The 25,002-nt window shown below is 37.7% G+C and carries 21 protein-coding genes and 1 pseudogene; 19 read left to right on the top strand and 3 right to left on the bottom strand.

The genetic code is table 11. From position 1 onward, the window contains the following. Window positions 1-30 precede the first annotated feature (30 nt). The 3 genes from PCY10_RS03235 to PCY10_RS03225 form a co-directional block, all read right to left on the bottom strand. Window positions 31-1,566, bottom strand: coding sequence for an ATP-binding cassette domain-containing protein (locus PCY10_RS03235; protein WP_117282930.1), 1,536 nt, complete (start codon window positions 1,564-1,566; stop codon window positions 31-33). A gap of 374 nt (window positions 1,567-1,940) precedes the next feature. Continuing rightward, on the bottom strand, window positions 1,941-2,681 hold the full coding sequence (locus PCY10_RS03230; RefSeq protein ID WP_003072905.1) for an amino acid ABC transporter ATP-binding protein: 741 nt from the start codon (window positions 2,679-2,681) through the stop codon (window positions 1,941-1,943). Then, window positions 2,681-4,858: an ABC transporter substrate-binding protein/permease gene (locus tag PCY10_RS03225; protein WP_102568054.1), complete on the bottom strand. Its 2,178-nt coding sequence runs from the start codon at window positions 4,856-4,858 to the stop codon at window positions 2,681-2,683. The genes PCY10_RS03230 and PCY10_RS03225 overlap by 1 nt, the downstream gene beginning before the upstream one ends. Window positions 4,859-5,473: 615 nt before the next feature. Here PCY10_RS03225 and uvrB point away from each other — a divergent pair. The 19 genes and pseudogenes from uvrB (at window position 5,474) to PCY10_RS03130 (ending at window position 24,864) form a co-directional block, all read left to right on the top strand. Beyond that, window positions 5,474-7,462 carry an excinuclease ABC subunit UvrB gene (uvrB, locus tag PCY10_RS03220; RefSeq protein ID WP_003077907.1) on the top strand — a complete coding sequence of 663 codons (1,989 nt, stop codon included), beginning with the start codon at window positions 5,474-5,476 and terminating at the stop codon, window positions 7,460-7,462. A 106-nt stretch (window positions 7,463-7,568) separates the two neighbouring features. Continuing rightward, entirely contained in the window at window positions 7,569-8,345 is a 777-nt protein-coding gene (locus PCY10_RS03215; protein WP_301558820.1) for a hypothetical protein, read from the top strand. Window positions 8,346-8,376: 31 nt separating this feature from the next. After that, window positions 8,377-8,873, top strand: a pseudogene (locus tag PCY10_RS03210) (N-acetyltransferase family protein). Window positions 8,874-8,908: 35 nt separating this feature from the next. Next, window positions 8,909-9,463, top strand: a complete 555-nt coding sequence (locus tag PCY10_RS03205; RefSeq protein ID WP_301558819.1) for a DUF1697 domain-containing protein — start codon at window positions 8,909-8,911, stop codon at window positions 9,461-9,463. Window positions 9,464-9,665: 202 nt separating this feature from the next. Beyond that, window positions 9,666-10,796 carry a radical SAM family heme chaperone HemW gene (gene hemW / locus PCY10_RS03200; RefSeq protein WP_082311566.1) on the top strand — a complete coding sequence of 377 codons (1,131 nt, stop codon included), beginning with the start codon at window positions 9,666-9,668 and terminating at the stop codon, window positions 10,794-10,796. 3 nt (window positions 10,797-10,799) lie between these two features. Continuing rightward, window positions 10,800-11,540, top strand: a complete 741-nt coding sequence (locus PCY10_RS03195) for an acyl-[acyl-carrier-protein] thioesterase (RefSeq protein ID WP_117276137.1) — start codon at window positions 10,800-10,802, stop codon at window positions 11,538-11,540. Further along, a complete protein-coding gene (locus PCY10_RS03190) occupies window positions 11,527-12,153 on the top strand; it encodes an NUDIX hydrolase (RefSeq protein WP_096362797.1) in 627 nt (208 codons plus the stop codon). The genes PCY10_RS03195 and PCY10_RS03190 overlap by 14 nt, the downstream gene beginning before the upstream one ends. A gap of 82 nt (window positions 12,154-12,235) precedes the next feature. Next, the gene (locus PCY10_RS03185) at window positions 12,236-13,009 is read left to right on the top strand and encodes a TIGR01457 family HAD-type hydrolase (protein ID WP_117276138.1); all 774 of its coding nucleotides are present in this window, start codon (window positions 12,236-12,238) and stop codon (window positions 13,007-13,009) included. Beyond that, window positions 12,999-13,619, top strand: coding sequence for a TIGR01906 family membrane protein (locus tag PCY10_RS03180; RefSeq protein WP_117281145.1), 621 nt, complete (start codon window positions 12,999-13,001; stop codon window positions 13,617-13,619). Before PCY10_RS03185 ends, PCY10_RS03180 begins: the two co-directional genes overlap by 11 nt. Window positions 13,620-13,636: 17 nt before the next feature. Beyond that, window positions 13,637-14,587 carry a CPBP family intramembrane glutamic endopeptidase gene (locus PCY10_RS03175; protein WP_301558818.1) on the top strand — a complete coding sequence of 317 codons (951 nt, stop codon included), beginning with the start codon at window positions 13,637-13,639 and terminating at the stop codon, window positions 14,585-14,587. Between the two features lie 77 nt (window positions 14,588-14,664). Next, entirely contained in the window at window positions 14,665-15,084 is a 420-nt protein-coding gene (ndk, locus tag PCY10_RS03170) for a nucleoside-diphosphate kinase (RefSeq protein ID WP_009568553.1), read from the top strand. Window positions 15,085-15,236: 152 nt separating this feature from the next. Next, window positions 15,237-16,127 (top strand): RNase adapter RapZ, encoded by an 891-nt coding sequence (gene rapZ, locus PCY10_RS03165; protein WP_301558817.1) that lies wholly within the window; start codon window positions 15,237-15,239, stop codon window positions 16,125-16,127. Next, a complete protein-coding gene (locus tag PCY10_RS03160; protein WP_003072880.1) occupies window positions 16,124-17,104 on the top strand; it encodes a YvcK family protein in 981 nt (326 codons plus the stop codon). Before rapZ ends, PCY10_RS03160 begins: the two co-directional genes overlap by 4 nt. Beyond that, window positions 17,101-18,012, top strand: a complete 912-nt coding sequence (gene whiA / locus PCY10_RS03155) for a DNA-binding protein WhiA (protein ID WP_048786683.1) — start codon at window positions 17,101-17,103, stop codon at window positions 18,010-18,012. The genes PCY10_RS03160 and whiA overlap by 4 nt, the downstream gene beginning before the upstream one ends. A 216-nt stretch (window positions 18,013-18,228) precedes the next feature. Further along, complete coding sequence (locus PCY10_RS03150) at window positions 18,229-20,724, top strand: pneumococcal-type histidine triad protein (RefSeq protein ID WP_301558816.1); 2,496 nt, start codon at window positions 18,229-18,231, stop codon at window positions 20,722-20,724. A 232-nt stretch (window positions 20,725-20,956) separates the two neighbouring features. Next, window positions 20,957-21,478 (top strand): bifunctional pyr operon transcriptional regulator/uracil phosphoribosyltransferase PyrR, encoded by a 522-nt coding sequence (pyrR, locus tag PCY10_RS03145; RefSeq protein ID WP_003072874.1) that lies wholly within the window; start codon window positions 20,957-20,959, stop codon window positions 21,476-21,478. Window positions 21,479-21,482: 4 nt separating this feature from the next. After that, window positions 21,483-22,751 carry a solute carrier family 23 protein gene (locus PCY10_RS03140; protein WP_301558815.1) on the top strand — a complete coding sequence of 423 codons (1,269 nt, stop codon included), beginning with the start codon at window positions 21,483-21,485 and terminating at the stop codon, window positions 22,749-22,751. 61 nt (window positions 22,752-22,812) lie between these two features. After that, window positions 22,813-23,733, top strand: coding sequence for an aspartate carbamoyltransferase catalytic subunit (locus PCY10_RS03135; RefSeq protein WP_247953887.1), 921 nt, complete (start codon window positions 22,813-22,815; stop codon window positions 23,731-23,733). 42 nt (window positions 23,734-23,775) lie between these two features. Continuing rightward, window positions 23,776-24,864, top strand: coding sequence for a carbamoyl phosphate synthase small subunit (locus PCY10_RS03130; RefSeq protein ID WP_003076288.1), 1,089 nt, complete (start codon window positions 23,776-23,778; stop codon window positions 24,862-24,864). Window positions 24,865-25,002: the final 138 nt, after the last annotated feature.

The raw sequence follows: 25,002 nt of genomic DNA, 5'->3' as shown, positions 1-25,002 counted from the left end.
TAGTGTAAACTGTCATATAGTTTTCAAAACTTATAATTGTTCTTTCCTTACTTGCTCTAGTCCAGTTTCAGTCAGGCAGTAGATTTTCTGACAGACTTCTTTTAGAAAAGTACGATCATGGGACACAGTAATAAAAGCTCCAGTATAGCTTGTAAAAAGTTTTCGAATTTGTGGCTGCGAAGTAGGAGAAAAGTTACGTGTTGGTTCATCTAATAACAAGACATTTGCCTGATCTAATACCATTTTTAGCAGCAGCAATTTGGCCTTTTGTCCACCAGACAGTTGAGAAATGGGATGATGTACTTCGTTGCGCGTGAATTGCAGACTGGCTAGGTGTGTGAGGATTTTTTCTCGCTCAATAGCCTCTCCTGTGGATGTTAGAAAATCTATTGGAGAATCGACTTCGTTTAAAATATCATGATAGTTTTGAGGCATATATCCTAGTGTAATGCCTCTCTTTTCTTTCAGTAGATGTCGCAGTTCTTTGAGAAAAGTAGATTTACCGACACCATTTTTACCAATAATCCCAATCTTCTCCTGTCCCAAAAGTTCAAAGTTAATATTTCGTACTAAGATATGTTCTTCTATCTTTAAACACATTTGTTGGATAGTAAGTACTCTTTTTGTCGATGGAAGAGGGGAAATGGCAGGAAATTCCAGAATGATAGCATCTGCTTGTGTTGGTAACTCTGTCATTTTAGTGGCTTCTCGATTAAAACGTTTTTCTTGCGAGAGAATATTTTTCATTTTTTTGGCTAGTAATCTACCAGCTGTGCTGTCATGAGTATGACGCAAGACATGCTCCACACTTTGTTTGACTCGCTGGTGTTTTGCCATTGCTTTTTGATATTCTTCTCGTTCTTTTTTTGCATCCTTTGTTTGCTTTTTAAATGTCTCCTGTCTCTCTTGGCTATAATTCTCATAATCAAGATTTCGAACAGTCGTTCGAGCTTCCTGTTTTTTCTTAATCAATTCCAAATGAATGATTTTTGTCGCTACATGGCTCAAAAGACTTTCATCATGTGAAACAAAGATAACTGTTCGAGGTGTATTTTGGAGAAAATTTTCTAGCCATATTAGAGTATCTAGATCTAAATCATTAGAAGGTTCATCTAAAAAGAGAAGGTCCCAATCAGTAGAGAGGATTTTTAAAAGTTGAATTTTTAATAGTTCGCCACCAGATAAAGAGGCTATTGTTTGCTGGCTAGTAAAACGTTCACTCTCAAAATGGAATTCTTGTGCAAAGCGGTAAAGTTTGTTGTAATCTAACTCTACTTCCACATCTCCAAAAAAATAGTCGTTAAGGGAGAGTTTTCTTTCATTTTTAGGTAAACTTTGCGGCAAATAAGCATAACGATTATAGCTTTTTTGAATCTCTCCCGTATAACTAACATAGTCCGAAACAAGTGCGTCATTCATGAGCAATTTGAGAAGAGTAGATTTTCCATTTCCTTCTTCTCCGATAATGGCAATTTTATCACCTGTATTAACAGTAAGTGACAAATCACTAACCATGTTTTTGAAGTCTTTTAAATGTGTAATGGTTAAATGTCGAATTTGTAGCATATATGTCTCCTTATGATGTTCATTGTCATTTTAGAGCTAAGAAAAACAGCCCTATTTACCTAGTAGAGCTGTTTTTGCTTTTGGGTTGCTAACAAATATTGCAAAGCAAGTAGTTTGCGATGGATATATTTAGCCTTGAGAAGTAAAAATATCTTCTTTGAAAATGAGCAAGAGCACAACAAAAAATCTACTAGATAAAGTTTCCTTTAAGCAATAGATTTTTTGTACATAAGCTCCTTACCTCCGAATTTTATTGATTTTAATATAACAAAAAAGTGATTTAATGTCAAAAGAGACCTGAGTTAAGTTTTCAATCGGGAATAAATTAATAGGAATATAAAAAATCCCGAAACAATTTTCGGGATGGAGTGTTACTACACATTCAAGACTTTATCTAAGAAGTCCTTTAGACGTGGGTGCTGTGGATTATCAAAAATTTGATCGGGTTTGCCATCTTCTAAAAACTCTCCATCAGCTGTAAAGATGACACGATTGGCTACTTGGCGAGCGAACCCCATTTCATGAGTTACGATAATCATAGTCATGCCTTGCTTGGCCAATTCTTTCATAACATTGAGAACATCTCCAACCATTTCAGGATCAAGAGCAGAAGTAGGTTCGTCAAAGAGCATAATATCAGGATTCATAGCAAGTCCCCGTGCAATTGCGACACGTTGTTTTTGTCCACCTGAGAGGCTATCTGGCATGGCATCAGCTTTATCAGAGAGACCGACTTTTTCTAATAATTCCATACCAAGTTTATCTGCTTCAGCTTGTGTCATTCGTTTATGCTCAACAGGTGCAAAAGTGATATTGCCCAAAACTGTCATGTGAGGAAAGAGATTGAAGTGTTGGAAAACCATACCAATATTTTCACGAACGAGGTCAACATCTGTGTTTTTGTCGGTGAGATTGAAACCATCTACGGTAATCGATCCACTTGTAACTTCTTCCAATAGGTTCAAGCTACGTAGAAAAGTTGATTTTCCTGAACCTGAAGGCCCGATGATACAAACGACATCCCCTTCATAGAATTTGGTTGTGATTCCTTTTAGGACTTCGTTTTCCCCATAGTATTTATGTAAATCGTTGACATCAATTTTTAACTTAGCCATTATTTAATCCTCTTTTCTAAGCGTTTTGCAAGTCTAGTCAAAAGAGTAATGATAATCAGATAAAAAATTGCTAGGATAGCATACATTTTGAAACTTTGGTAGTTACGAGCAATGATGATTTTACCTGTTTGGAAAAGTTCGACAAGACCAATGGCGGAAACAATTGTTGTATCTTTCAAAGCAATCACAAATTGATTGACGAAATTTGGCAACATGATTTTTGTTGCTTGTGGCAGAATAATCTTTCTCATTGTCTTGGAATAAGAAATACCAAGACTGCGACTGGCTTCCATTTGTCCAGCTGGAACAGCTTGAATCCCACCACGAACGATTTCTGCAATGTAAGCTCCAGCATTGAGTGAAAGAGCGATCGTGCCAGCTACAAAATCATTAATTGGATTTTGATGACCTGTCATTGATTCAATAAGGTTTGGGATGCCCCAGAAGATAAAGGCAGCTAGAATCATAAGTGGGATCCCACGAATAACGTCTACGAAGACTTCTGAGATAATGCGGAGGGCTTTAACAGGACTTACGCTAAACATCCCAAAGATGATGCCGATGATCATAGCGATTGCAAATGACAGAAGTGCGAGTGCTAAAGTAATTCCAAGACCACTTAACAATTGCTTATAGTTATTTTGAAGGAGCCCCCAAATAGTTGTTTCATCAACTGTACTGCCTGAAGAGCTAGTATTTGAGCTCGATTTTTTTAGATATTTATCAAGAATTTTTTGATATTGCCCATTTTTCTTGATATTTGCTAAACCATTATTAAACATTTGGATCAATTCAGGATTACTACCCTTTTTTACGGCAAAAGCAGTATCTCCAATAGGAGTTCCTTTGATTGGTGTTTTCAGTTTTTGGCCTTGGCTAATGGAGTATTTAACAACAGGTTCGTCATCCATAACGGCATCCACAGAACCAGAGTTTAAACTGTCATACATAGAAGAAGCATCAGCGAATGTTTTAATTTTGTAATCATATTTACTTTGACTTTTTGTTAAGAAAGTTTGTGAAGCAGTTCCGTTTTTAACACCGACTGTTTTGCCTTTCAAGTCTTTATAGGAAGTAATCGTGCTTGTTTCTTTGATTGCAAGGATAGCGTTTGCAGTATAATATGGTTCTGAGAAATCAAAGGTCTCTTTACGAGCATCTGTCACAGACATCCCTGCAATCATTCCATCGGCTTGTCCGGATTGTACAGCATTTAAAGCAGCATCAAAACCAGGATTTGTGATTTCGATCGTGAAACCTTGGTCTTTGGCGATAGCTTTTATCAAATCCATGTCAATCCCAGTATATTTGTTATTACTATCTTGGAAAACGAATGGTGCAAAGGAAGAATCGCTAGCAATGGTATATTTTGCTTTGACAGGAGTTGCTTTTTGGCCAGCAGGAGTAGTAGTTTCTGGAGTGGAACTAGTTGCCTTTGTAGCTCCTGTCCATTTTGAGATGATTTTATCAAGAGAACCATCTTTTTTCATTTGAGCAAGTGCTTCATTGAATTCTGTTACTAGATACTCATACTTGCTTCCTTTTTTGACACCAAATGCAAAGCTACCAACAGCTTCCCCTTTCATAGAAATTTTTAAGTTTTGGCCTTGCTTGATAGCATATTCAATAACGGGCTGATCATCCATCATAGCATCAATTGAACCAGAGTTCAAACTATTATAAGTCAAATCAGTTGTATCAAAAGTTTTGATAGTAAATTTATATTTGTCTTTGATTTTTTCTAGAAAACGTTGGGCAGCAGTTCCGTTTTTAACCCCAACAGTTTTTCCTTTTAGTTGTGAATAACTTTTAATTGCATGTGTTTTAGTCGTTGCGATGACGACTTTTGTATCATAATAAGTATCAGACATGGTGAAGACTTTTTCGCGGTCTTTGGTTTTTGTCATTCCAGCCATAATAGCATCTGCCTGACCAGATTGAACAGCATTGACCGCTGCATCAAATCCAGGGAAAGTCATATTGATGTTCCAACTTTTTAGTTCAGCGACTTTATTGATAATATCTACGTCGATACCTTTGTAAGTTTGATCGGAATCTTTAAACTCAAAAGGTGCATAGGCTGTATCAGATACTACTTTGATTGCATCCGCATGGATATTAATTGTAGCAAATAGTGGTAGTAAAGCTAACAAAAAAGCTATGATTTTTTTCTTCATGAGTCTCTCCTTTAAATAATATTTTTAAATTATACCAGAAATATCTATAGAAGGCAAATTATTTGTATTTCTATGTTACATTTTATAACATAGAAATACAAATAATTGTACTTTAGTAAAATCAAGATAGTGTTATAAAAGATAATTTTCTGTTTAAATTTCGTATTCTAGATAGTGATTTTCAGTTGCATCACATTCTGCATGTTTTGTTAGTGGTATACGTTTGTTTGCGTTAGTTTGTGAAAGCAAGATTGTAAGGAATTAAATTTCGATATTTATAGGACTTGTGTTAGCATTGTTCAGTTTAAGGAGATGGTACAGGAATGGATGCTGCATTTAAATGATAGTCTATGTATTGGATACTTAGAAAGAAGCTAATTTACAGCAGTATTGAAATTTAGAAAGCCCAGAAGCTGAGATAAAAGAAGTCAGATTCTTGATTCATATATTTATAACTACAAGACCAATTTGTTGCATGGACTCTAAGATAGTAATAAATCAATTTTTATAGTCTTACTCAAGTTTGTTACCCTGCTCTGTCTGCATATCCTAAGTCGGTGATATTGCAAGAATTGTGATAAAATATATAGAAGATAATGTTAAAGGAAAAGAATAATGATAAATAGAATTACGGACAATGAATTTAAGTTGGTTTCCAAGTATGAGCCGTCAGGAGATCAACCACAGGCAATTGAGGAATTAGTTGACAATATTGAGGGTGGAGAGAAGGCCCAGATTCTCATGGGGGCGACAGGTACTGGTAAGACCTATACCATGAGTCAAGTTATTGCTCGAGTTAATAAACCGACTCTGGTTATCGCCCATAATAAAACGCTGGCTGGTCAGCTTTATGGTGAGTTCAAGGAGTTCTTTCCAAATAATGCAGTAGAATATTTTGTTTCCTACTATGATTATTACCAGCCGGAAGCCTATGTACCCTCTAGTGATACCTATATTGAAAAGGACAGCTCGGTCAATGACGAGATTGACAAGCTCCGTCACTCAGCGACATCAGCCCTCTTGGAGCGTAACGATGTGATTGTCGTGGCTTCGGTCTCATGTATCTATGGTCTAGGTTCGCCTAAGGAATACTCTGATAGCGTGGTTAGCCTACGTCCGGGTCTAGAAATTTCCCGAGATAAGCTACTCAATGATCTGGTAGATATCCAGTTTGAGCGTAATGACATTGACTTTCAGCGGGGGAAATTCCGGGTTCGAGGCGATGTGGTGGAGATATTCCCAGCTTCTCGGGATGAGCATGCCTTTCGGGTAGAGTTTTTTGGTGATGAGATTGACCGCATTCGAGAAGTAGAAGCGTTGACGGGACAAGTTTTGGGTGAAGTGGATCATTTAGCAATTTTCCCTGCTACTCACTTTATGACAAATGACGAAAATATGGAGATTGCTATTGCTAAAATTCAGGCGGAGCTGGAGCAGCAACTTGCTATCTTTGAGAAGGAAGGCAAGCTTTTGGAAGCTCAGCGCTTGAAGCAACGCACGGAGTATGACATCGAAATGCTTCGTGAAATGGGCTATACAAATGGCGTTGAGAACTATTCTCGCCACATGGATGGTCGAAGCGAAGGAGAGCCTCCTTATACCCTTCTGGACTTTTTCCCAGACGATTTCTTGATTATGATTGACGAGAGTCACATGACCATGGGACAGATTCGCGGTATGTACAATGGTGACCGCTCTCGTAAGGAGATGCTGGTTAATTATGGCTTCCGCCTGCCGTCTGCCTTGGACAACCGTCCGCTGCGCCGGGAGGAGTTTGAGAGTCATGTTCACCAGATTGTCTATGTATCGGCTACGCCGGGCGACTATGAAAATGAACAGACGGATACTGTTATTGAGCAGATAATCCGGCCTACAGGGCTTCTGGATCCAGAGGTGGAAGTCCGCCCAACTATGGGGCAGATTGATGACCTTTTGGGAGAAATTAATGCCCGTGTCGAAAAGAATGAGCGAACCTTTATTACGACTTTAACCAAAAAAATGGCAGAAGACTTAACTGACTATTTCAAGGAAATGGGTGTCAAGGTCAAGTACATGCACTCAGATATCAAGACCTTGGAGCGTACCGAGATTATCCGAGACCTGCGCTTGGGTGTTTTTGACGTTCTGGTTGGGATTAACCTGCTACGCGAGGGAATTGACGTGCCGGAGGTTAGTCTGGTGGCAATTCTCGATGCAGACAAGGAAGGTTTTCTCCGCAATGAACGTGGCCTGATCCAGACTATTGGACGGGCAGCCCGCAACAGCGAAGGTCATGTGATTATGTATGCCGACACCATGACCCAGTCCATGCAGCGCGCTATTGATGAAACTGCCCGCCGTCGAGCAATCCAGATGGCTTATAATGAAGAGCACGGCATTGTACCGCAGACAATCAAGAAAGAAATCCGCGACCTAATTAGTGTGACCAAGGCTGCCTTGCCAGACAAGGAAGAAACCGTCGAAATCGAAAGCCTTAATAAGCAGGAGCGCAAGGACATGATCAAGAAACTGGAAGGACAGATGCAAGAAGCTGCCGGACTTCTGGACTTTGAACTGGCCGCTCAGATTCGTGATATGATATTGGAAATCAAGGCGATGGATTAAAAAATATAGTTAGAACCAAAGTTGCAAACTAAGCTCTTAATTACTTCTCTAGTCAATAAGTCACTATGTGAAAAAAAGTTAGAGAAGTTTAAGCGGAGGAATTGAAGTGAAAAAGGAACTAATTAAACTAATATTTATTTTCTTTATTTCAATTTTTGTGATAGGCATGATACCGATAGTTCAATTTATTTGGGCATTTTTGCCGACAAAACTTGTTACGAAAGAGGAAAAGCAGCATATTGAATATGTTGTGAACACAGCTTTTGAAGATAATTTAGGAGTGAAGGTTAAGAAAATAGAAATTCCAACTTTGGTTAGTCGTGTTACTTATCAATACGAAGTAAAAGTTCAATTAACTGAAGGTGCAAACAAAATTTTAACAGATAAGTTAGAAGAAGGGATTTTTTCCTATTACGCTAATAGCGACGATGAACCATCTTCGATACTAACAGATCTTACCTTTTCTTCTGTCTTAGATACAAATTCTCACCCTATGCTGAATGCCTTATACTTTGACAAAGAGTCTGTTCTAAAGTCAGTGAAGTTTAAGAAGCTAGATGCAGATTTAGATTACGATGTAACAGACGCTAAAAAGGGCTTTTACCGAGATTTGGTTCAAATCAAAAAAGAACTAAAATATAATCCCAAGACAGAAAAGTATGACGCATCAGCAGGTGAAATAAAGAAATTGAGGAAAGATATGATTCAATTGTCAGAAAAGTATGTGGCTCAATTGAATTTGTATCTCAATCTGGAAGGTCGAATTCCTGATGGTGCGACTCTAACTGATTATGTTGATTTTGCTACCTTACCTAAAAATGTTCATGTAGTTGTTAGGGGAGAGAATGGTGAATTAGATAGCAATGGTTTTCAGGCGAAATAATCTAGATAGATTTATTCAAGGAGGAAAGCAAATGGTCATCACTATCAAAGCAATGGAAACAGCTGAGGAGATAGAAGGGAAATCCCGAGTTCATTGGCAGACATGGCGTGAAGCTTATGATGAGATTTTGCCTGCGGAATTTCAAGAGCAGATGACTTTAGACAAGTGCCGGTTTTATAGTCAAAAGTATCCTGAGAATACCTTGATTGCCTTGGATGATGCTAAAGTGGTTGGCTTTGTTAGCTACGGTGATTTTCGAGATCCAGCTACTATAGCAGGTGAAATTTTCGCCTTATACGTCTTAAAAGATTATTATGGCAAGGGTAAGGACAGCAGTTAATGCAGGCTGCTTTTGCTGCTTTGGATGGTTATCAAGAGATTATATTATGGGTTTTAGAAGATAACAAATGTGCCGTCGCCTTTTATGAAAAAATGGGTTTTGCTTTTGACGATGAGGAAAAGGTCATTGACTTAGGAAAATCCGTGAAAGAAAAACGAATGATTTACATTAGAAACACTAACAGTTAGTTTGAAAATAATAGATATATTTTTAAGGAGCACACATGCGTTATGCACTTTTACTCCGTGGCATCAATGTCGGCGGGAAAAACAAGGTCCTTATGGCTGATTTGAAGAAAGATTTGGCTGGGTTGGGTTTTGAAAATCCAGTTTCCTACATCAACAGCGGCAATCTTTTCTTTGATAGCGAGGAGCAGGAGGAGAGGATTCAGGAGATATTGTCGGCTTATTTTAGACAGTCTTATGATTTTCCTCTGCCTTTCGTCCTTGTCAGCTCTGCCATGCTTCAAAAAGAAACAGCAAATCTTCCTGCTTGGTGGCAGGATGAAACTGCCTTTCGGCGAGATGTTCTCTTTTATCTGTCCGAGACCGACAAGGAGAGCGTTCAAGAGCTGGCAGGCAGTTGGGCAAATGACAAGGAGCAGCTGTATTTCGGGCAGACAGCTTTCTTTTATAGCAATGCTGACCAAGCGGACTATCTCAAGTCCAACTACCATAAGAAACTGCTCAAATCATCTAGTTTTTACAAGCAACTAACCATCCGAAACGGCAAGACTTTCCAGAAGATAGTGGAGTTAGTAGGTACAATTCAAAAATGAATAATTGATAGATTTTGGTCTCCTTTTTGCTAACAAATTTATTATTTGAAAAAGATTCAAGTTAAAGTAGCGAATTAAGTTGAACGTTTTTAACACTTATGGTATTTTCGTTGTTGAGCAAGAATATATTGATAAGAGACCTATGTATTTTAGTGTGAACTTTGAAACATCTATATACTAAAATTATGCTATAATAAATGCTATGTATACCAAACCAACTTCTGCCTATGTACACATTCCGTTTTGTACTCAAATTTGTTATTATTGTGACTTTTCTAAGGTTTTTATCAAAAATCAGCCAGTTGACGCCTACTTAGAGCACTTGCTTCAAGAATATACTTCTTATGATATAAAGCATTTACAGACGCTTTATATCGGTGGTGGGACACCGACAGCTCTTTCAGCGCAGCAGCTGGAGTTTTTATTGGCAGAGCTGACGAAAAAGCTGGATTTGTCACTGTTAGAAGAACTGACTATTGAAGCCAATCCAGGGGATTTGGATCCGGATAAGATTGCTGTTTTAAAGGTTTCGCCTGTGAACAGGGTATCTTTAGGTGTTCAGACTTTTGACGATCGCATGCTCAAGCAAATTGGCCGAAGTCATTTAGAAAAAGATATCTATGAAAACATCGCCAATCTGAAGCTGGCTGGATTTGACAATATCTCGATTGATTTAATCTATGCGCTGCCCAAGCAAACTATGGATAATGTGCGAGAAAATGTAGCCAAGGCTGTTGCGCTAGATATTCCTCACATGAGTCTTTACAGCTTAATTTTAGAAAATCACACGGTTTTTATGAATCGGATGCGACGGGGAAAACTCCCTCTGCCTAAAGAAGATTTGGAAGCAGAGATGTTTGAATACATCATTGAGGAGTTAAAAAAAGCTGGTTTTGAGCACTATGAGATTTCCAATTTTTCTAAACCAGGTTTTGAGAGTCGACATAATCTTATGTACTGGGACAATGCGGAATATTTTGGTATCGGAGCTGGGGCTTCTGGCTATGTCAATGGGGTTCGCTACAAGAATCATGGTCCTATCCGTCATTACTTAGAGGCGGTCGAAAAAGGTAATGCCCGTGTGAGTGAGGAACATCTTAGCAAGCAAGAGATGATGGAAGAAGAAATGTTTTTGGGATTGCGCAAGAAGTCGGGTATTTCTAAACAACGCTTTGAGGAAAAATTTGGTATTCCTTTTGATCGGCAGTACGGTCAAGTTGTAACAGAACTGACAGAGCAAGGGCTCTTAGTACCTGACAAAGACATTGTCCGTATGACTAAAAAAGGTCTTTTTTGGGGCGATACGGTTGCAGAAAAATTTATATTGGAGTAGATTATGGGTTTAACTTATCAAATGAAAATGAAAATTCCTTTTGATATGGCAGATATGAATGGTCATATCAAACTACCTGATGTTATTTTGCTATCATTACAGGTATCAGGGCTGCAGTCCATTGATTTGGGGATTAGTGACAAATCTATGCTGGAAAAATATAATCTAGTCTGGATTATCACGGATTATGATATTGATGTAGTACAGCTGCCTAAATTTGGGGAAGAAATGACGATTGAAACAGAAGCTTTGTCATATAATCGTTTATTCTGTTATCGTCGGTTTACTATTTATGATGAAGCAGGAAATGCTATTATTAATATGTTGGCTACTTTTGTCCTTATGGATAGAGATAGTAGAAAAGTGCATGCAGTAGAGCCAAAGATTGTTGCACCTTATGAAGCAGAGTTTTCTAAAAAATTGATTCGTGGTCCGAAGTATCCAGATTTGAAAGAACCAATTAGCAAAGATTACCATGTCCGCTTTTACGATTTAGATATGAACGGCCATGTTAATAACAGTAAGTATTTGGACTGGATTTTTGAGGTTATGGGTGCAGATTTTCTCATGAAACATATTCCTAGAAAAATTCATCTTAAGTATGTCAAGGAGGTCCGACCTGGCGGACAAATTACCTCTAGCTATGATTTGGAGGGCTTGGAGAGTAATCATCAGATTTCTAGCGATGGTGATATCAATGCCCAGGCAAGTATAATATGGAGAAGTTGTGATGACAGAAGATAGTAAATGGTTAGAATGGGCAACTCGTCTACAAACTTTAGCACAAAATGGATTAGCCTATAGCAAGGATGAATTTGATATTGAGCGATTTCAGGAGATTCGTCAGATTGCAGCTGAAATGCTAGTCACTCCTTCTGGTATGCCACTTGAAAAAGTAAAAGATCTGTTTTGTAATGAAACGGGTTATCAAACACCGAAATTGGATACACGTGCAGCAATTTTTAAAGACAATATGATTTTGCTTGTTCAAGAAAAAAACGGACTATGGGCTTTGCCGGGCGGATGGTGTGATGTGGATCAGTCTGTAAAGGACAATACAATAAAAGAAGTAAGAGAAGAGGCAGGCTTAGAAGTTCAGGCAGACAAACTGATTGCCGTTTTAGATAAACATAAAAATAATCCAGGAAACTCTACCTCAGTACATCACGTTACCAAAATATTTGTTTTGTGCACGAGCTTAGGTGGGGAGTTTAGAGCAAATGCTGAGACGATAGCCTGTGGTTATTTTGCTTTAGATGCATTGCCGGCATTATCTGAATCTAAAACGACTACTCAACAAATTGCAATGTGTTTTGAGGCGCAGGCATCTAATAACTGGGAAACCCGATTTGATTAATAACGTACAGATTTAAAAGTTGAAATAGAAAACTATTTTCAATTTATATAGATTAGAGGTTTTAAATTAGAGGAGAAAATGAGTGACTTATAAAGGCTATTTAATTGATTTAGACGGAACAATTTATAAAGGAAAAGAACGTATTCCTGCGGGTGAAGCTTTTGTACATGAGTTGCAATGGCGCAACATTCCATATTTATTTGTGACGAATAATACAACACGTACACCTGAGACCGTTCAGGCTATGTTGGTGGAACAATTCAATGTTAAAACACCTATTGAAACGATTTATACAGCAACTTTGGCAACGATTGATTATTTAAATGATAAAAATCTAGGAAAGAAAGTCTATGTTATCGGCGAGGCTGGACTTAAAAATGCTATTTCAGAAGCTGGTTATATCGAAGACACCGACAATCCGGATTATGTAGTTGTTGGTTTGGATTGGGAAGTAGATTATGAAAAATTATCGATTGCTACTTTAGCTATCCAAAAGGGAGCCCATTTTGTAGGAACCAACCCTGACCTTAATATTCCGACAGAACGTGGTCTTATGCCCGGAGCGGGATCTATTGTTACTTTAATTGAGGTCGCAACTCGTGTAGAACCTGTTTATATAGGTAAGCCCAATGCCATCATCATGGAAAAAGCTGTTGAACACCTTGGGTTGCCACGTGAAGAGGTAATTATGGTTGGTGATAACTATCTTACGGATATTCGAGCTGGGATTGATAATGGCATCCCTACACTTTTGGTGACAACTGGATTTACTCGTCCAGAAGAAGTAGCGAGCTTACCAATCCAACCGGATTATGTGCTTTCTAGTTTAGCGGAGTGGGATTTTGATGCACACTAAACTAATATTTTGGCTGAGTATGTTTTGTTTCTTGGCAACCGCAATTTTGTTGACAATTTATCTCACTTGGCTGTTTTATCCTTTGGAAATTTCTTGGTTACACTTAGAAAATAAAGTGTATCTCAAATCTACAACGATTCAGTACAATTTTAATATTTTGATGAATTACCTAACCAATCCATTCCAGCAAAAACTCTCAATGCCCGATTTTCACTCATCAGCAGCAGGATTGCATCATTTCCAAACTGTGAAATATCTTTTTCATCTGGTTCAGCTTGTTTTCCTAGCAACCTTACCAGTAGTTTATTTGTTTGTAAAACATATAATTAAAAAAGGTTATTTATCTGTTTTTTCAAAGGCCATTTTGAGTATTGTTTGGTTGCCAATTATTGTTGGAGCTATCGCATTTGGGATCGGATTTGATGCGTTTTTTACTCTCTTTCATAAGATTTTATTTATTGGAGATAATACTTGGCTATTTGATCCTAGGAAAGATCCGATTATTTGGATTTTACCAGAAGAATTTTTCCTCCATACTTTTCTGCTATTTTTTGCCATTTATGAAAGTTTTGGCCTGTTGCTCTATAGTCAAAGTAAAAAAAGTTGTTAGAAGAAGGAAGGAAACTGATGCAAACAAATCAGCAAGTAAGAAAAGATATTGGTTTATTCTCTGCTTTATGTTTACTATATGTGATTGTAATGGCAATGGTTGGCCTGATTTATCAAACGATTGTAACCTTATTTCAAGCTAGTCGTTATTTTGGCAATCTTGAAAAGATTCAAAAAGCAACTGAGAACTTTATGGCACGAGATGGTAGTTATTATTTGATTGCTGTCTGTGTAGGAGTTTTTATCTTTTGGGTGTATCGAGACGGAAAATTATTTAAGTCTGATTTACGAATGCAGAAAAGAGCTATGACTTCAAAAACGTTTGGGATAGTCTTATCTTTCTTGCTTCTGGGTCAATTAGGATTCGTCTTATTTAATCAGATTTTTGAAACAATCTTTAATTTATTTGGTTTTACTATGCTTAAAGCTGTCGAATCAGCTTCGGCAGGTTCAGATAGTGTTTCTATGTTTTTGTATGCAAGCTTTTTTGGACCTGTTTCAGAAGAATTGATTTTCCGTGGGGCAGGTTTAAGAACGTTTGAAAAATATGGAAGAATCTTTGCAATTCTGATGTCTTCGCTTTTGTTCGGTCTGTTTCATGGAAATTTCCCACAGTTCTTTTTTGCAACTTTTGTGGGAATTATCTTCTCATACGTGACCTTAGAGTATTCAATCCTCTGGGCAATGGCTTTTCATATTTTTAATAACTTAGTCATTGGAGATGGGTTAACTTATGTCTATTCTTTCTTGCCAGATAATGCAGCTAGTCTCTTGCATTTGATTATCCTTTTGATCGGGGCAAGCATCGCAGCCATTTTCCTGTTTAAAAATAAAACAGATATAAAAAGGTATGTACGAGAAAATTGTGCATATCCAGGAGCATATCGGCAAGCTTTCCGCTCCGTCTGGTTTTGGCTTTTCGCATGTTTGATGTGTCTAACGTCGTTGACATTGATAAGGCATTTATAAAAGAGAGTTTTGAAAGGACTTTCAACTTTCTTTCATTTATGATAAAATAAAGGTAATAAAAGAGGAGTGTGTCAATCATGGAACAAACATTTTTTATTATAAAGCCAGATGGTATAAAACGTGGTTTGGTTGGAGAAGTACTGAAGCGCGTGGAACGACGTGGTTATAAAATTGAACGATTAGAAATGAGAACGAATGTTCCAAACCATATAATTGATCAGCATTATGAAGCTCTATTATCAAAGGCTTTTTATCCCGCAATTCGTGAGTATATGACAAGTGGGCCTTTGATTATTGGTGTGCTATCGGGTAACCAAGTGATTTCAGGTTGGCGTTACATGATGGGTGCTACTCGTCCAGAAGAAGCTCTACCAGGGACGATTCGTGGGGATTTTGCGCAAGCAGCTGAGGATGGTGCAACGATTCAAAATGTTGTCCATGGTTCAGATTCTGAAGCATCAGCCAAACGTGAAATTGCTCTTTGGTTTGGAAAGTGAACAAGAAATATGAATGTGAAACTGAGAGATAAGAACGCCTACCGCTCTTCTCTCTCTTTTTTACTGTGAGAATCATGTCTGGTGTGTTATAATAAAAAAGAATTGATGATGTTTTAAGATATTGAAATTAATTGTTTTATCAAGGAGGAGATATGTCAGATAAAAAGATTCATTTGGTCATTATAACGGGAATGAGTGGCGCTGGAAAGACTGTAGCAATCCAATCTTTTGAAGATTTGGGCTTTTTTACAATTGATAATATGCCTCCAACGCTTCTTCCTAAATTTTTGCAACTGATTGAAACCACACAAGATAATGATAAGATTGCAATGGTTGTAGACATGCGTAGTCGATCCTTCTTTTCTGAAATTCAGAAAGTTTTAGATGAAATCGAAAATAATGATGGACTTGATTTTAAAATTTTGTTTTTAGATGCTGCAGATACAGAATTGGTTGCTCGTTACAAGGAAACACGACGAAGTCATCCGTTAGCAGCAGATGGTCGTGTTTTAGACGGAATTAAGTTGGAGCGGGCATTACTTGCACCACTGAAAAATATGAGTCAAAACGTGGTAGACACGACGAAATTAACACCGCGTGAGTTGCGTAAAACCATTTCTGAGCATTTTCTAGATCCAGCGAAACTCCAATCGTTTCGTATAGAGGTGGTAAGTTTTGGTTTTAAATATGGTATTCCTTTGGATGCAGATCTTGTTTTTGATGTTCGTTTTTTGCCAAATCCTTATTATCAACCAGAACTTCGTCATCAGACAGGGCTTGACAAACCAGTTTATGATTATGTGATGAATCATACAGAGTCAGAAGAATTTTATCAACACTTAGTAGATCTTATAAAGCCTATTTTACCAGGCTACCAAAAAGAAGGAAAATCAGTTTTAACAATTGCTGTAGGTTGTACAGGTGGTCAGCATAGAAGTGTAGCTTTTGCTCAACGTTTAGCCGATGATTTGACGAATGATTGGACTGTTCATTCGTCACATCGAGATAAAGATCGCAGAAAGGAAACGGTAAATCGTTCATGAGAAAACCAAAGATTACTGTTATTGGTGGTGGAACAGGAATTTCTGTAATTTTAGATAGTTTACGTAAGAAAGATGTGGATATTGCTGCTATTGTGACAGTTGCTGATGATGGCGGAAGTTCAGGTGAATTACGAAAAAATATCCAACAATTAACACCACCAGGTGATTTACGAAATGTTTTAGTCGCGTTGTCCGATATGCCTCGTTTTTATGAAAAAGTTTTTCAATATCGCTTTGCAGAAGAAGATGGCGCTCTGGCAGGACACCCACTTGGAAATTTGATTATTGCTGGAATTTCAGAAATGCAGGGTTCTACTTATAATGCCATGCAACTGTTGACCAAATTTTTTCACACAACTGGGAAGATTTATCCGTCCTGTGACACGCCTTTGACGCTTCATGCAGTATTTACGGATGGAAGTGAGGTGGCTGGAGAAAGTCATCTGGCAGAACATCAAGGGATGATAGAAAGGGTTTATGTTACTAATACTTACAATGACCAAAAACCAGCTGCTAGCCGCAAAGTAGTGCAGACGATTTTAGAAAGCGATATGGTTGTTTTGGGACCTGGGTCATTATTTACTTCTATTTTGCCTAATTTAGTAATAGAAGAGATTGGGCAAGCTCTTTTGGAAACCAAAGCAGAAGTCGCTTACGTTTGCAATATTATGACGCAGCGTGGAGAAACCGAGCACTTTACTGATAGTGATCACGTAGCTGTTTTGCATCGTCACCTAGGAAAACCATTTATTGACACTGTTTTAGTGAACATAGAACAAGTTCCTCAAGAGTATATGAATTCTAATAAGTTTGATGAATATTTAGTACAAGTTGAACATGATTTTCAAGGGTTAAAAAAGCAAGTTCCTCGTGTGATTTCTTCTAATTTTCTTCGTTTGGAGAATGGCGGAGCTTTTCATGATGGGAAGTCTGTGGTGGATGAGCTGATGCAAATTATACAGGTGCGTCGCAAATGAGTTTTACTATTAAAGTGAAAGAAGAGTTGATTGGTCTTGGCAAGGAAGAGAAAACAGAATTATCTGCTATCATTAAGATGTCAGGGAGTTTAGGAATTTCTAGTCAGGGTTTGACGTTATCTGTTATAACGGAAAATGCAAAAATTGCTCGCCATATTTATGAATTATTAGCAACTTTTTATCAGGTTAAGTCCGATATTCGCCATCATCAAAAAACAAATCTTCGGAAAAATCGTGTTTATACTGTTTTTTTAGATACAAATGTAGAGCAAATTTTAGCTGATTTGCACTTGGCAGACTCTTTTTTTGGAATTGAAGCTGGTATTGATCAAGTTATTTTATCAGATGATGAAGCTAGCCGAGCTTATTTGCGAGGGGCTTTTCTGTCAAGTGGTAGTATGCGCGATCCAGAATCAGGAAAATATCAGTTGGAGATTTTGTCGGTTTATTCTGACCATGCTGAGGATCTAGCGGCCTTGATGCGAAAATTTTTGTTGGATGCGAAAACAATTGAACGTAAAAAAGGTTCGGTGACCTATCTGCAGCGGGCTGAGGACATCATGGACTTTTTAATTGTGATTGGTGCTATGAAAGCAATGACAGAATTTGAATCATTCAAACTTGTGCGGGAGGCTAGGAATGACTTAAATCGAACAAATAATGTGGAAACGGCCAATATTGCTCGTACAGTAACGGCTAGCATGAAAACCATTCACAATATTAGCAAGATTATTGATACAATTGGTTTAGAGGGTTTGCCTGTTGATTTACAGGAAGTCGCTTATCTGCGTGTCAACCACCCCGATTATTCTATTCAGCAATTGGCAGATAGTCTTAGTAAGCCTCTGACGAAAAGTGGTGTCAATCATCGTTTGAGAAAAATCAATAAAATTGCAAATGAACTGTGAAAATCAGTATCAATAATCTATATATTATAGATTAAAAAAATATAAAAATGTTGTAAAAAAGTATTTGATTAGTAATAGCAAGTCTGATGTTATCGTTTTTCTAGTCAAATGATTCTAACTTTTTTACTTTTTTTATGTTTCCTCTTGCCAACATCCTATTTGTGTGTTATATTTAACTAGTTAAATATAAACCAGTTAAATAAATAGGAGACTAATATGAAATACAATAAAAAGCTTTTAACATTAGCGGGAATTATTTTAGCTTGTAATCTTTGCTTGACTGCTTGTCATTCGCGTTCGTCTAATCACTCAAATAGTAAGGATAAATTAAAGACTAAACAAAGTGTAAAAAAGAAGAACAAAAGCAGTAAAAAAGGACAAGTTCCTGGTGTAGATAAACCAACTGATGACGGTTTTCTTTTTACTAGTGAATCTCAAATTAAAGCTAGAACAAGCGATGGTTTGATTTTAGATCATGATGGGCATACACATTTTATTTTTTATTCTGATTTAAAAAATAGCAAATGGGCTTATCTGATTCCAAAAGACGGGCAAGCACCTGCTACCTCTCCTCAATTGACAAATCAAACAGGAACTGTGGATGATGGCTATATTTTTAATCCTAAAGATATCGTTTCAGAGGATCAGTATGGTTATGTTGTCCGCCATGGAGACCATTATCATTACATTTGGAAACATTCTTTGGGAAATGGTTATCAAGGACAACACTATAGCCCGAATCCATCTGGAAATGGTGCAGGACAGATTTCTCAGCCAAATTATACACCGACACCATCTACCCCTCAACATCAGGGGACAGATAAACGTCAGTTTGCGGGGATTGATTTTCCAACGAGTGATGGATTTTTGTTTAACGGCAAGGGAATAACAGGAAAGACACCTACTGGTTTGTTAGTAGATCATAATGGGCATACACATTTTATTCCTTATGAACAGCTGATTCGCTCACCATGGGAATCTTTGATTCCAGCAGAATACAAAAAGGATGCTGAAGATGCGTATTACGGTAGAAAAAGACAGACACCACCATCTCCAGCACCTTCTAAAGAAGATGAAGAAATTGCAAAGAAAAAGGCTTATTTGGCTCAGCAATTAGGAATAGATGAAAACTTAATTGAAGTGATTGATACGGAAAAAGGAAAGGCATTCCTCTATCCACATGGCGATCACAAACATTCGACATTGATTAGTGAAATTGATACTAGCAAGCCGTTTGATCCTCACGGTAATCCACATGCTCATGATAAAGTTGGTATGGCAACTTTAAAAGCATTAGGATTTGATGATGAAATCATTGAAGATATTTTACATGCCACTGCCGACACACCATTTCCTTCAAATGAAACAGATTTGGAAAAAATGAAAGCATGGTTAGCGACTGTCAAATACTTAAATATTGGTCAGCGAAAAGATCCTCTTGAACGCAAAGGTTTACATCTCATGCCAAATCTTGAAGTTCTTGGTATTGGTTTTACACCTATTAAAAACATTAGACCTGTTTTGCAATTTAAGCACCTAAAGCAACTTTGGATGACAAAAACAGGGGTTACTAACTACGATTTCTTAAAAGAAATGCCAACTTTAGAAGGATTGGATATTTCACAGAATGGTATCTCCGATTTATCTTTCTTGAAGGATTATCCAAATCTTAAAACGGTCGCAGCAGCAGGAAATAACATCAGTAATATTGCACCTTTGGCTCAGCTAAAGAATCTAGAATCATTGAATCTTGATTATAATAACATCTCCGATATTGTTGCGTTGACACATCTATCAAGATTAAAAGCAGTCAGTTTAGAGTATAATCAACTGCAGGATGTATCTGCTTTGAGTCAAAAAGCAGAATTAACCAAGCTATTCTTATCACATAATCCTAACTTGGATATCAATACACTGAAAGCTTCGCACCTTGAAGAATTAACCGTTGACAATTCAAATGTTCGAAGCTTGGACTTTTTGAAGTCAAATCCAAATTTAACCACTCTTAGTATGAATGGTAATCGCTTGACTTCGCTTACAGGTATTGAAGTTGCGAAGAACTTAGTGACATTCTCTGCTAATCAAAACAATATCAATTCTTTAACGATTCAAGGTACTCAAACTTCCTTAAAGAATTTGAGTTTAGGTGAGAACGAACTAAAAAATTTGGAAGGTGTAAATCAATTTACAGCTTTAGAAAATTTGAATGTTACTAAAAATAAAATCACAACATTATCACTTCAAAAACCAAATACCACAGTTACTTATATCGATGTTAGTTATAATCATATTTCAAAAGAAGAACTTGAATTGAATGAAAAACGAATTCCAAAGGCTTTGGCGAAATATTTCACAGCTGTTCAAGGCGGTAGTATTAACAATAATACCTCTGATACAAAAGATGAAAAAAATAAGGAAGCTCAAAAGGATAAGCAGGCTAAGGAAGCGGTTGATAAAGAGAAAGAACATTCGGATAAACCAGCTCCTTCTGTAGAAACTAGCAGTAAATCAGACAAAAGAGAAGCTGATAAGCCGGCTGCATCTTCTGAGGAAGCTTCTAGCAAGCAGAAGGCAGAGTCAAAAGATACGACTAAGCCATCATCGGAAACATCTAAAACTTCCGAAAAAGATAATTCAAAAAATGAGCAAACAAAACTAGCAGAAAAAGAAAGACAAAATGGTTCAACAGCGAATAAAGTAGCTGAGAAATAATCTTTATTAACTCCATAAATAAAAAATGCAATTTTTTCTTGAAATAGTTTTGAATTTGTGATATAGTTATAAAAATTAAATAATCCTTTAAATCTGTCCCGTGAGGCAGACAAGGAGTCAAAGTATAAGATGGTGTCGCACAGTGAGGCTGTTAGTAGTTTCTCTGTGCTTGCCTAGATTTTCTGAAGTCTCCTTGTGAAGGAGACTTTTTCTATTTTTAAGGAGGCTTTCTATGAAAACGAAAGAAGTTGTTGATGGTTTGACAATGAAACGTGCTATTACACGCATTACTTATGAAATCATCGAACGCAACAAAGAGCTAGACAAGATTGTCTTGATTGGTATTAAGACCAGGGGTGTTTACATTGCCCAACGGATTCAGGAACGGTTGGCACAGCTTGAAAAGGTCAATGTACCTATCGGTGAGTTGGATACTAAACCATTCCGTGATGACTTTAAGGTGGAAGAAGATACGACACACGTTCCGGTTGATATTACAGATCATGAAGTTATCTTGGTGGATGATGTGCTCTATACAGGACGCACCATTCGTGCCGCTATTGATAATTTAGTTAGTTTGGGACGTCCGTCACGCGTTAGCTTGGCTGTTTTAGTAGACCGCGGACACCGTGAATTGCCGATTCGAGCAGATTATGTGGGTAAAAACATTCCAACTAGTCGAACAGAAGAAATTATTGTGGAAATGATAGAACAGGATGGTCAAGACCGTGTCTTGATTGCGGAGGGATTATAAGAAAATGAGTCAAGATGTAAAATACGATGTTCATGATATGCCAAAGCCGGGTCTGCTTGTAGGATTGTCATTTCAGCATTTGTTTGCGATGTTTGGAGCGACGGTTTTGGTTCCAATTCTTGTTGGAATTGACCCAGCAGTTGCCTTGTTTTCAAGTGGTCTTGGAACATTAGCGCATTTAACAGTTACTAAATACAAAGTACCAGCTTATATGGGTTCTAGCTTTGCTTATATTGCAGCCATGCAAATGTTGATGAAAACAGACGGTATCGCTGCTGTCGCTCAAGGAGCTATTACTGGCGGTCTGGTTTATTTCATCGTAGCACTTGTTGTGAAGTTTGCAGGGAATGCTTGGATTGATAAGATTTTACCGCCAGTTGTGGTAGGACCAATCATTATGGTTATTGGACTAAGTCTGGCCAGCACAGCGGTAAACGATGTCATGTTAAAAGATGGTAAATACAATTTAACTTATTTCATTATTGGGATCGTCACTCTCTTTTCAGTCATTCTTTTCAATATTTATGGTAAAAAGATTGCGGGAATTATTCCAGTACTGTTAGGCTTGATTGTAGGGTATGTCTTTGCGCTCGTTCTTGGAGCAGTAACAGGCGAAGACATCATTTCCTTTACAAAAGTGTCTCAAGCTTCATGGTTTCATGTCCCACCTATGCATCTTCCCTTCTTAGACTATAGTGTGAAATTCTACCCAAGTGCAATTTTAACAATGGCGCCAATTGCATTCGTGACTATGACAGAGCATTTTGGTCATGTCATGGTACTGAATAGTTTGACCGAAAAAGATTTCTTTAAAGACCCGGGATTGGATAAAACTCTTGCCGGAGATGGTCTTGCACAAGTGATAGCTGGGATTTTTGGTGCACCACCAGTGACTAGTTATGGTGAAAATATTGGTGTGATGGCTTTAAATAAAATCTATAGCGTTTATGTTATTGCAGGTGCAGCAGTACTTGCGATTGTGATGAGTTTTGTCGGAAAAGTATCGGCACTCTTACAATCCATTCCAACTCCAGTTCTAGGCGGTATTTCTATTGCGCTCTTTGGAGTCATCGCTTCTAGTGGTTTGAAAATTTTAATTGAAAAACAAACAGACTTTGATAATAAGAAAAATCTGTTAATTGCCAGTGTAATTTTAGTTGCAGGGATTGGCGGCTTAACCTTGCAACTTTCAGGTCTACAAATTTCGGGAGTTGCTTTATCAACAGTTCTTGGAATTGTGCTCTATCTTATTCTGCCGGAACCTAAAAATTAGTTTGGACACTTAGCTTCATTAAAAGAAATACCTCGTATCTAATAAAAGGAGAAATCACATCATGTCATCTAATCAAATCGCTCTTAAAAATGTTGTCTCTATGGAAACTCTTACAAATGCTGAAGTCTTAAGTTTGATCAAGCGCGGCATTGAATTTAAAAATGGAGCGAAAGCTCATTATGATGAACAACACATTATCGCTAACCTCTTCTTTGAACCTTCCACTCGTACGCACAAAGCGTTTGAAGTAGCAGAATTAAAACTGGGTTGTGATTTATTGGATTTTGATTCAAAAACGAGCTCCATTAATAAAGGTGAGACTTTGTATGATACAATTTTAACGATGTCAGCACTTGGAGTGGATGTCTGTGTCATTCGTCATCCAGAGGTTGACTATTACAAAAAATTAGTAGAAAGTCCAACTATTACAACTTCAATTGTAAATGGAGGGGACGGTTCTGGACAACATCCAAGTCAAAGTTTGTTGGATTTGATGACCATCTATCAAGAATTTGGACATTTTGATGGACTAAAAATTGCGATTGCAGGGGATCTAGATCACTCACGAGTTGCAAAATCAAATATGCAAATTTTAAAACGGCTTGGAGCAGAACTCTATTTTGCAGGTCCAGATATATGGAGAAGTGAAGAGTTTGCTGATTATGGACAATTTGTCACACTTGATGAAGTCGTTGACCAAGTGGATGTTTTGATGCTTCTGCGCGTCCAACACGAGCGTCATGATGACGATTCGCTCTTTTCAAAAGAAAATTACCATAAAATGCATGGTCTAACACAGGAACGATATGATAGGCTGAAAGATACAGCAATCATCATGCATCCGGCTCCGGTAAATCGTGATGTGGAAATTGCAGACCACTTAGTGGAAGCTCCAAAATCTCGTATTGTAGAGCAAATGACAAATGGTGTATTTGTTCGGATGGCAATTATCGAGTCTGTCCTAAATGGACGAAAAAAATAATAAGCATTAATACGTTGTTGCAATAACAAACGGAGGGGAAAGATGGAAAAGCGCTTGTTAATTCTGGAAGACGGGACAGTATTTGAGGGAGAGGCGTTCGGTGCTGATATTGATGTGACTGGAGAAATCGTGTTTAATACAGGTATGACCGGCTATCAAGAATCTCTTACAGATCAATCTTATAATGGACAAATCTTAACCTTTACTTATCCGTTAATTGGAAATTATGGAATTAATCGTGATGATTATGAATCAATTAATCCCACTTGCAAGGGAATTGTCGTTTATGAGTGGGCACGCCGAGCTAGCAATTGGCGTAATCAGATGACATTAGACGAGTTTTTAAAGGCCAAGAAAATTCCAGGAATTGCTGGTATTGATACACGTGCATTGACTAAAATCATTCGGCAGCACGGGACGATGAAAGCGACATTAGCTAATGTGGGCGATCAAATGGTCCATCTACAAGATCAGTTGAAAGCGACAGTTCTGCCAACTGACAATATCAAACAAGTTTCAACAAAAACACCTTATCCAGCACCGGGAGCGGGTCGTAATATTGTGTTAGTTGATTTTGGATTGAAACATTCAATTCTTCGTGAGTTAGCAGCACGCAATTGTAATGTGACAGTTGTTCCTTATGATACAAGTGCAGCAGATATTCTGCACCTACATCCTGACGGTGTCATGCTATCCAATGGGCCAGGTAATCCAGATGATGTACCGCAAGTGCTAGAAATGATTCGAGGGATTCAAGGGAAAATTCCTCTTTTTGGTATCTGTATGGGACATCAACTCTTTAGTAAAGCAAATGGCGCTCAAACCTATAAAATGAAATTCGGTCATCGTGGTTTTAATCATGCGGTGCGTGAAATTGCAACAGGGCGGATTGATTTTACTAGCCAAAATCATGGTTATGCTGTTAGTAGGGAGAATTTTCCAAACGAGTTGATGGTTACGCATGAGGAGATTAATGACAAGTCTATTGAAGGGGTACGGCATCGCTTTTTCCCTGCTTTTTCAGTACAATTTCACCCTGATGCTGCACCAGGTCCACATGATGCTAGTTATCTTTTTGATGAGTTTATGGAAATGATTGATGCTTTTCAATTAGAAAAAGCTAGCAAGTAATATTTAATGTCGTCCAGAGAGGCGACGAATGAAGAAAGGAGAAGGGCAAGTTCTCGTATTTGCTTAACTGAATACGGGCTGCGGACTTTGCAAAAAAGATAAGTACATCCTAGACGCGAGTGTCGTTGGCTGCTTTTC

Origin of the sequence: Streptococcus sp. SI1, assembly GCF_030439945.1 — a bacterium.
Taxonomy (GTDB): domain Bacteria; phylum Bacillota; class Bacilli; order Lactobacillales; family Streptococcaceae; genus Streptococcus; species Streptococcus intermedius.
This window is presented reverse-complemented; position numbering and strand designations above follow the sequence as displayed.

What these genes read in the sequence shown, in the direction of transcription:
- rapZ (WP_301558817.1), top strand. Translation starts at nt 15,237, where the DNA reads ATGTCAGATAAAAAGATTCATTTGGTCATTATAACGGGAATGAGTGGC.
- hemW (WP_082311566.1), top strand. Translation starts at nt 9,666, where the DNA reads ATGTATACCAAACCAACTTCTGCCTATGTACACATTCCGTTTTGTACT.
- uvrB (WP_003077907.1), top strand. Translation starts at nt 5,474, where the DNA reads ATGATAAATAGAATTACGGACAATGAATTTAAGTTGGTTTCCAAGTAT.
- PCY10_RS03205 (WP_301558819.1), top strand. Translation starts at nt 8,909, where the DNA reads ATGCGTTATGCACTTTTACTCCGTGGCATCAATGTCGGCGGGAAAAAC.
- pyrR (WP_003072874.1), top strand. Translation starts at nt 20,957, where the DNA reads ATGAAAACGAAAGAAGTTGTTGATGGTTTGACAATGAAACGTGCTATT.
- PCY10_RS03195 (WP_117276137.1), top strand. Translation starts at nt 10,800, where the DNA reads ATGGGTTTAACTTATCAAATGAAAATGAAAATTCCTTTTGATATGGCA.
- PCY10_RS03175 (WP_301558818.1), top strand. Translation starts at nt 13,637, where the DNA reads ATGCAAACAAATCAGCAAGTAAGAAAAGATATTGGTTTATTCTCTGCT.
- PCY10_RS03160 (WP_003072880.1), top strand. Translation starts at nt 16,124, where the DNA reads ATGAGAAAACCAAAGATTACTGTTATTGGTGGTGGAACAGGAATTTCT.
- PCY10_RS03190 (WP_096362797.1), top strand. Translation starts at nt 11,527, where the DNA reads ATGACAGAAGATAGTAAATGGTTAGAATGGGCAACTCGTCTACAAACT.
- PCY10_RS03135 (WP_247953887.1), top strand. Translation starts at nt 22,813, where the DNA reads ATGTCATCTAATCAAATCGCTCTTAAAAATGTTGTCTCTATGGAAACT.
- PCY10_RS03180 (WP_117281145.1), top strand. Translation starts at nt 12,999, where the DNA reads ATGCACACTAAACTAATATTTTGGCTGAGTATGTTTTGTTTCTTGGCA.
- PCY10_RS03130 (WP_003076288.1), top strand. Translation starts at nt 23,776, where the DNA reads ATGGAAAAGCGCTTGTTAATTCTGGAAGACGGGACAGTATTTGAGGGA.
- PCY10_RS03150 (WP_301558816.1), top strand. Translation starts at nt 18,229, where the DNA reads ATGAAATACAATAAAAAGCTTTTAACATTAGCGGGAATTATTTTAGCT.
- PCY10_RS03235 (WP_117282930.1), bottom strand. Translation starts at nt 1,566, where the DNA reads ATGCTACAAATTCGACATTTAACCATTACACATTTAAAAGACTTCAAA.
- ndk (WP_009568553.1), top strand. Translation starts at nt 14,665, where the DNA reads ATGGAACAAACATTTTTTATTATAAAGCCAGATGGTATAAAACGTGGT.
- whiA (WP_048786683.1), top strand. Translation starts at nt 17,101, where the DNA reads ATGAGTTTTACTATTAAAGTGAAAGAAGAGTTGATTGGTCTTGGCAAG.
- PCY10_RS03230 (WP_003072905.1), bottom strand. Translation starts at nt 2,681, where the DNA reads ATGGCTAAGTTAAAAATTGATGTCAACGATTTACATAAATACTATGGG.
- PCY10_RS03140 (WP_301558815.1), top strand. Translation starts at nt 21,483, where the DNA reads ATGAGTCAAGATGTAAAATACGATGTTCATGATATGCCAAAGCCGGGT.
- PCY10_RS03225 (WP_102568054.1), bottom strand. Translation starts at nt 4,858, where the DNA reads ATGAAGAAAAAAATCATAGCTTTTTTGTTAGCTTTACTACCACTATTT.